This is a genomic window from Streptomyces pseudovenezuelae (assembly GCF_001513955.1).
Taxonomy (GTDB): Bacteria; Actinomycetota; Actinomycetes; order Streptomycetales; family Streptomycetaceae; genus Streptomyces; species Streptomyces pseudovenezuelae.
This window is the reverse complement of sequence record NZ_KQ948147.1, coordinates 639,891-646,731: the sequence shown is the minus strand read 5'-3', so window position 1 is coordinate 646,731 and position 6,841 is coordinate 639,891. Positions and strand designations below refer to the sequence as shown.

The following is a 6,841-nucleotide window of genomic DNA, read 5'->3' as shown; positions in this document are numbered from 1 at the left end:
GCAGTCCGAACACAGCGGCCGCCTCGGTCAGTACCTCGGCGGACGGATCCTCGAAGCCACCGGTGAGTGTCGCCACGATCCCCTCACCTCCCGCCCCGGTCACTGTCGACGCACGTGCGCTGTCTCAGTGTAAGGGGACGCGATCCCGTCCACGACGGCGCCTCCACTTCATCGGTTGCGCAATGTAATAAGTGTGTGAAAGAACGTCGACGACTTGTCACCGACGGCCGATGGACCCTGCTCCATCCCGCCCCGGTCCATAAGCTTGCGCAATCAGGCAACCGAAGGGTCGAGGGCCGGGCGCACTCCGCCCGGCCCGACCCGACTGGAGGACGACACGTGGGCATCATCGGCTGGATCATTCTGGGTCTGCTCGCCGGAGCCATCGCCAAGATCCTGCTGCCCGGCCGCGACCCCGGCGGCCTGATCGGCACCACCCTCATCGGGGTCGCGGGAGCGTTCGTCGGCGGCTGGCTCTCCGCGCGCTTCTTCGACCGCCCGGTGCAGAGCCACTTCTTCGACCTCTACACCTGGGGCGCGGCGATCGGTGGCTCCCTGGTGCTGCTGATCGGCTACCGCCTGCTGTTCGGCAACTCGCGGAACTGAGTCGCGAGGCCGTACCCGCCTCCCGCTCGGCCGATGTGCGCGGTTGAGGTGGCATGCCCTCCGCCGGCAGGGCGGCGCGCCACCACCGCTCGTGGACCCGCGCCGCACGGCTCGCCGTGAAGGGCGGCACGGCCGCAGACCGGCCCCCGCCGCAGCCGCCACACGCGACGCCAGTACAGCGACATGCCCCCTTTCCGGACGGGCCGCTCCCCTCCTCCGGCCTCAGGCCACTTGCGCCTCCGCACTCAGCGAGACCTCGCAGCGCGCCCGGCCACATCCGTGGCCAGGCGGGGTGATCGGCGTCCTCGGCCGGCTCGCCGCGCCGACGCCTCTCACGCACCAGGACGTCGGGGGTGGCCGCCTGCCACAGCCGCTGCATCAGCACCGCCCCCGGCCCGCACGGGCCGCCAAGCCCCCAGGCCACCGCCCTGACATGTGCCCATCCGCTACGAAGGCCGAACCCGGGTCGACGGAGGTGCTCACGCTGCAACGCGACCGAGGACCGGACCATCAGCTGCGTCGCGGACCGCGAGGACGACTGTCCTCGCGAAAGGACGGTCAGGCGGCGAAGGAGGCGAGCAATTCGTTGTACTGCTTGGCGGCGGCGGCCAGGTCTTCGCCGGAGAGGCCGAAGGCCGTGCCGTACAGCTTGACCATCGGCTGGATGTCGAACTGGCACAGCCGCAGGGTGGCGTGCCAGTTGCTGAGGAGGGTCTCGATGGTGGCCTGGTTCGATCCTTCGGGGGTGTAGTGGTCGGCGGGGACGCCGGCGGTGACGGCGACGACGGCCTTCTTGCCGGCCAGCCGCGAGGCGGAGCCGTCCATGGTGAAGGCCCAGCCAAGGGTCAAGACGCTGTCCTGCCACTGCTTGAACAGAGGCGTGGTGTTGTACCAGAACACCGGGTGCTGGAAGACGACCACGTCGTGCTCGGCCAGCAGTGCCTGCTCGGCGTCGACGTCGATCCGGAAGTCGGGGTAGGTGGCGTAGAGGTCGTGCACGGTGACATGGGCCAGCTCGCGGACGGCGTCCACCAGGGCCTTGTTGGCCTTCGACCGGGACAGGTCGGGGTGACCGACGACCAGGAGAACCTTGGGCATGATGAGAGAACCTCTTCGGTGATCAGTGAAATGAACGAGCAGGTGCGGGTCAGCCGGGTGTGACGGGTCGGAATTCGACAGGGCGTCAGATCACCGGTCGATGCTGGCCATGTTCGCCTCGTCGTGGCGTTCGCCCGCGGCCGGTGTGAGGTTGTTCAGGCGGTCGAGCTGGGCAGCGCTGAGTTCGATGCCGTCGGCGGCGGTGTTCTCTTCGACGCGCGCGACCCGCCGGGTGCCGGGGATGGGTGCGATGTCCTCGCCGCGGGTCAGCAGCCACGCCAGTGCGGTCTGTGCCGCGGTGGCTCCGATCTCGGCGCCGATGGCCTGTACTTCGTCGACGATGCGCAGGTTGCGCTGGAAGTTCTCGCCGGTGAAGCGCGGGTTGGTCTTGCGCCAGTCGTCGTCGGCGAAGTCATCGACGGTGCGGATCCGTCCGGTCAGCAGGCCGTGGCCGAGCGGGGAGTAGGGCACGAACCCGATGCCCAACTCCCGCAGCAGCGGGAGGATCTCGGACTCGACGTCCCGGGTCCACAGGGAGTATTCGGTCTGCAGCGCGGCCACCGGATGCACGGCGTGTGCCCGGCGGATCGTATCGGGTCCGGCCTCGGAGAGGCCGATGTGGCGCAGCTTGCCCTCGGTGACCAGGTCGGCCAGCGCGCCGACGGTCTCCTCTATGGGCGTGTTCGGGTCGACGCGGTGTTGGTAGTAGAGGTCGATGTGGTCGGTGCCGAGCCGCAGGAGCGAGCCTTCCACCGCGGTTTTCACGTTGGCGGCGCTGCTGTCGATGACGCCGGGACCGTCGCCGGCGTGGGAGACGAGACCGAACTTCGTCGCCACGACGACGTCGTCGCGGCGGCCCTTGATGGCCTGGCCGACGATTTCCTCGCTGTGGAAGGGACCGTAGATCTCGGCGGTGTCGATGTGGGTGACGCCGAGATCCAGCGCACGGTGGATGGCGCGGATCGACTCGGCGTCGTCGAGGCCCCCGCCCGTGGTGTAGGTGCCGGCCATGGTCATGGCTCCCAGGCCGATACGGGAGACATCCAGCCCGCCCAGTGATACGTGCTTCATCAGGTACTCCTTGTCGTGACGGCCGCGAGGCCGGTCGGTGGTCATGCGTGGTGGGATGCGCCACCAGTTGGCGGACCGTGCCGGGGGGGATCCGCGCGCTGTCGACGCGGAGGCCGCCGGCCGGGTCCCGGGGCGGGGCCGTAGGAGCACCCGCGGCTGCCGGCCTCGGCCTGGCCTGCTGCTCAGACGTGGCTGTCGTCGTAGGCCAGGCCGGCGCCCAGGGCGCGGGATGCCTCGGCCTGGGAAAAAAGCTCCTTCGCCTTGGCCTCGGCGGCCTCGATGGCGTCCGCACCGGCGACGAATCGCGGCAGCGGCTTGTCCTGGCCGACGATGGTGAGCAGGGCGCGGGCGAGCTTGGCCGGGTCGCCGGGCTGCCTGCCGTTCATGCTCCTCATGCCCTCGATCCGCGGGGCGGTGCGCGGGGCGTAGTCGTCGATGGACAGCTCGGGCCAGTGGGTGGAGCCGTCCACGAGGAGTTCGGTGCGGAAGTAGCCGGGCTCCACGATCGTGGTGTGGATGCCGTACGGCTCGATGTCGTGGCGCAGGGACTCCATCCAGCCCTCTTCCGCGAACTTGGAGGCCGCATAGGCGGAGGTGAACTCCATGCCGACCAGCCCGGCGGTCGAGGTGATGGTGACGATGTGCCCTGCGCGCTGCTTGCGCAGGACGGGCAGGACAGCGCGGGTGACGTTCATCGGGCCGAAGAGGTTCGTCTCGAACTGCCGACGCATCTGCGCGGGCGAGATCTCCTCGAAGTAGCCGGTGAAGAGGTTCCCGGCGTTGTTGATCAGGACGTCGATGCGGCCGAAGCGGTCGACGGCTGCCTGCGCGGCGGCCTCGGCCTCCTCCAGGCTGGTGACGTCGAGCCTGGTGACCAGCAGATTGTCCCGCGGCCCGCCGAGGGCCTTCTCGACCTCTTCGGGGCGACGGCCGGTGGCGACGACCCGGTGGCCGGCGGTGAGGGCCTCGCGGGCGATGTCCGTGCCCAGACCGCGTCCGGCACCGGTGACGAGAATGACCTTGCTCATGGGTGGGGGTTCCTTTCGGGCGCCGTGATCCGGCACCCGCTGTGTGCGGGGGTGATGCCTGCGGCGCCGACAGCGCCGCAGAGGGTGCTGGGACCGGCGGCACGAGCGCCGTCTGTCTGGACGGTTCACACCGCAGCGGGCGGTGCACCACCAACAGAACCCGCTGTCCCGCGGGGGTGGGAGTCCCTGATGAGGGGGTCACTGACAGGGACCCCCAACCCGGCGGATGCGCTCGTAGAGTGAAGCGCATGGCAGGCAGAAACGACCCCGATGGCACACACCGCGACATCCGCGATGGTTTCCGCGCGGAGATCCGGGAATTCCTCGGCACGCGGCGCGCCAGGGTCACCCCCGAGCAGGCCGGACTGCCCCTGTACGGCGGAGAGCGCCGACGGGTCACCGGGCTGCGCCGCGAGGAGGTCGCCCTGCTCGCGGGCATCTCCAGCGAGTACTACACCCGGCTGGAGCGCGGCAACGCCACCGGCGTCTCCGAGGGCGTCATCGAAGGCATCGCGCAAGCGCTGCAGCTCGACGAGGCCGAACGCGTCCACCTGCTCGACCTCCTGCGCGGAGCCGGCACGACCCGCCCGCCACGCCGACGCCCGGCCCAGCTGCGGGTACGGCCCGCGGTGCAGCGCGTCCTCGACTCGATGGCCGGCACACCCGCGTTCATCCTCAGCGGACGCGGGGACATCCTGGCCGCCAACCGCCTCGGGCGCGCCCTGTTCTCCCCCGTCTACGCCGACCCGGTACGACCGCCGAACAACGCCCGGTTCGTCTTTCTCAGCCCGCACGCGACCGAGTTCTTCCGCCACTGGGACGAAGTCGCAGGCGACACGGTCGCCATGCTGCGCGCCGAGGCCGGCCGCGACCTCTACGACCGACGGCTGACGGACCTGATCGGGGAACTGTCCACCCGCAGCGAGGAATTCCGTCGGCGCTGGGCGGCCCACAACGTCCGCATGCACACCACCGGCGTGAAGCTCCTCCATCACCCGGTCGTCGGCGACCTCGACCTGCCCTTCGAAACCTTCCCGCTCCCCGACGGCCCCAGCCAGTTCCTCCTCACCTACACCCCCGAGCCCCACTCACCCTCGCAGGACGCCCTGCACCTGCTGGCCAGCTGGGCCGCGACCGACGACGGCATCGAGCGTTCCGCGCCGGCCGACGACTCCCGGCCCGCCGACTCGGGCGGGACACCCGACTGAACCAGGACCTGGTCGGTCCTGGGCGGTGGCTGCCGACAGCCGCCGTTGCGTGGGGAGGCGCGACACCGCAACGCCTCGGTCCGGCCCGAGCCTTGAGGTTGAGCGTGCGAGCGTGACGGCTCGCGCCGGATCCCCCGAACGGCCCGCCAACGCGCGCCGGGTGCCGGAGGAGGGATTTGCATGGACGACATGTCCCGACTCGATTGCGCATGCCCACGCCGTCTTCGCTCCGCCGCGGCACTGGGCCTGATCGCGGCGCTGGCCGTCGGCTGCACCACGGCCGATGCCGACACGACCGGCGCCGTGCGTGCGGCCGGCTCGACGTCGCCGCTGCCCACCGTCCCGCCCGCCCAGCCACCGCGACAGCTCACCCGGGCCGAGGTCGACAACGCGGTGAGCCGGCTGGACGACGTCGTACGAGACGCCATGCACCGCACCGGTGTGCCGGGAGTCGCGGTGGGCGTGGTGTACGACGACAAGGTGCTGTATGCGAAGGGGTTCGGTCTGCGGACGGCAGGCACGAAGGACCGGGTCGGACCGGACACCGTCTTCCAGCTCGCCTCGGTGTCCAAGCCCATCGCGTCCACCGTGGTCGCCGCGGCCGTGGGTGAGAAGACCGTCGGCTGGGACGATCCGGTCGTCGACCACGGCTCCGGCTTCGCCCTCAAGGACCCGTGGGTCACCCGCCATGTCACGATCGCCGACCTGTTCTCGCATCGCAGCGGACTGCCCGACCACGCCGGAGACCTCCTGGAGGACCTCGGCTATGACCGTTCGTACATCCTCGACCACCTCCGCTACGAACCGCTGGCTCCCTTCCGCGCCCACTACGCGTACACCAACTTCGGGCTGACCGAAGCCGCCGTCGCCACCGCGCGGGCGGCCGGGACCAGTTGGGAGAAGTTGTCCGCCGACAAGCTGTACCGGCCGCTCGGCATGGACTCCACCAGCTCTTCCTTCGCCGACTACGAGAAGGCGGAGAACAAGGCCACCCTTCATGTGCGGACCGGGGAGACCTGGCAGGCCGAGCATGTGCGCGACCCGGACGCTCAGAGCCCGGCGGGCGGGGTCAGCTCCACCGTCCGTGACATGACGAAGTGGCTGCGCCTGCAACTGGGCAACGGCACGTTCGAGGGGCGGAAGGTCGTCGACGCCGACGCACTGGAGCAGACCCACGTGCCGCACATGGTCTCCGAGCCTCCGCACTCACCCGTGGGCAGGACCGGGTTCTACGGGCTCGGCTGGAACGTGAGCTACGACGACCAGGGCAGGCTGAAGCTCGGCCACTCCGGCGGCTTCGCGCTGGGGGCGGCCACCAACGTCGCGTTGTTGCCCTCGGAGAAGCTCGGCATCGTCGTCCTGACCAACGGCGAGCCCATCGGCGTACCCGAGGCGATCTCCACCACGTTCCTCGACACCGCGCAGACCGGCGGCCCGACCGTGGACTGGCTGAAGTTCCTCGGACCGCTCTTCCAGCAGACCCTGCAGGGGGAACACTCGAAGGTCGACTACAGCAAGCCGCCGGCCTCGCCCGCGCCCGCCAAGGCGAACAGCGCCTACACCGGCACGTACGCCAACAAGTACTACGGCGCGATGACCGTCAGCGCCCAGGACGGCAAGCTCACCATGCAACTCGGGCCCAAGAAGCAACGGTTCGTCCTGCGCCACTACAACGGTGACACCTTCAGCTACAGCACCTCCGGCGAAATGGCCGTCGGCCTGTCCGGCGTGACCTTCACCGTCGGGTCCGGCGGACGCGCCGACAAGGTCCGGGTCGAGAACCTCGACACGTCCGGCCTCGGAACCTTCACGAGGAACGACTAGCCAGGG

The 6,841-nt window shown here is 70.0% G+C and carries 6 protein-coding genes; 3 read left to right on the top strand and 3 right to left on the bottom strand.

Annotated elements, in window-relative coordinates; translation table 11 throughout:
• The first annotated feature begins 339 nt into the window (after positions 1 to 339).
• Positions 340 to 606, top strand: coding sequence for a GlsB/YeaQ/YmgE family stress response membrane protein (locus tag AQI94_RS19175; RefSeq protein WP_031054649.1), 267 nt, complete (start codon positions 340 to 342; stop codon positions 604 to 606).
• Positions 607 to 1,164: 558 nt separating this feature from the next.
• Here the strand turns inward: AQI94_RS19175 and AQI94_RS19170 are convergent.
• From AQI94_RS19170 to AQI94_RS19160, 3 genes are all read right to left on the bottom strand, one after another.
• Positions 1,165 to 1,704, bottom strand: coding sequence for an NAD(P)H-dependent oxidoreductase (locus tag AQI94_RS19170; RefSeq protein WP_031046608.1), 540 nt, complete (start codon positions 1,702 to 1,704; stop codon positions 1,165 to 1,167).
• A gap of 90 nt (positions 1,705 to 1,794) precedes the next feature.
• The gene (locus AQI94_RS19165) at positions 1,795 to 2,775 is read right to left on the bottom strand and encodes an aldo/keto reductase (protein WP_031046606.1); all 981 of its coding nucleotides are present in this window, start codon (positions 2,773 to 2,775) and stop codon (positions 1,795 to 1,797) included.
• Positions 2,776 to 2,957: 182 nt separating this feature from the next.
• The gene (locus tag AQI94_RS19160) at positions 2,958 to 3,803 is read right to left on the bottom strand and encodes an SDR family oxidoreductase (protein WP_031046603.1); all 846 of its coding nucleotides are present in this window, start codon (positions 3,801 to 3,803) and stop codon (positions 2,958 to 2,960) included.
• A gap of 248 nt (positions 3,804 to 4,051) precedes the next feature.
• On the opposite strand from AQI94_RS19160, the gene AQI94_RS19155 reads away from it, so the two are divergent.
• A complete protein-coding gene (locus tag AQI94_RS19155; protein WP_051832261.1) occupies positions 4,052 to 5,011 on the top strand; it encodes a helix-turn-helix domain-containing protein in 960 nt (319 codons plus the stop codon).
• A gap of 180 nt (positions 5,012 to 5,191) precedes the next feature.
• Complete coding sequence (locus AQI94_RS19150) at positions 5,192 to 6,835, top strand: serine hydrolase (protein ID WP_031046599.1); 1,644 nt, start codon at positions 5,192 to 5,194, stop codon at positions 6,833 to 6,835.
• The last annotated feature ends 6 nt before the right edge of the window (positions 6,836 to 6,841 follow it).

Excerpts from the sequence above, each read along its gene's own strand:
- AQI94_RS19170 (WP_031046608.1), bottom strand. The coding sequence starts at position 1,704 with ATGCCCAAGGTTCTCCTGGTCGTCGGTCACCCCGACCTGTCCCGGTCG.
- AQI94_RS19165 (WP_031046606.1), bottom strand. The coding sequence starts at position 2,775 with ATGAAGCACGTATCACTGGGCGGGCTGGATGTCTCCCGTATCGGCCTG.
- AQI94_RS19160 (WP_031046603.1), bottom strand. The coding sequence starts at position 3,803 with ATGAGCAAGGTCATTCTCGTCACCGGTGCCGGACGCGGTCTGGGCACG.
- AQI94_RS19155 (WP_051832261.1), top strand. The coding sequence starts at position 4,052 with ATGGCAGGCAGAAACGACCCCGATGGCACACACCGCGACATCCGCGAT.
- AQI94_RS19150 (WP_031046599.1), top strand. The coding sequence starts at position 5,192 with ATGGACGACATGTCCCGACTCGATTGCGCATGCCCACGCCGTCTTCGC.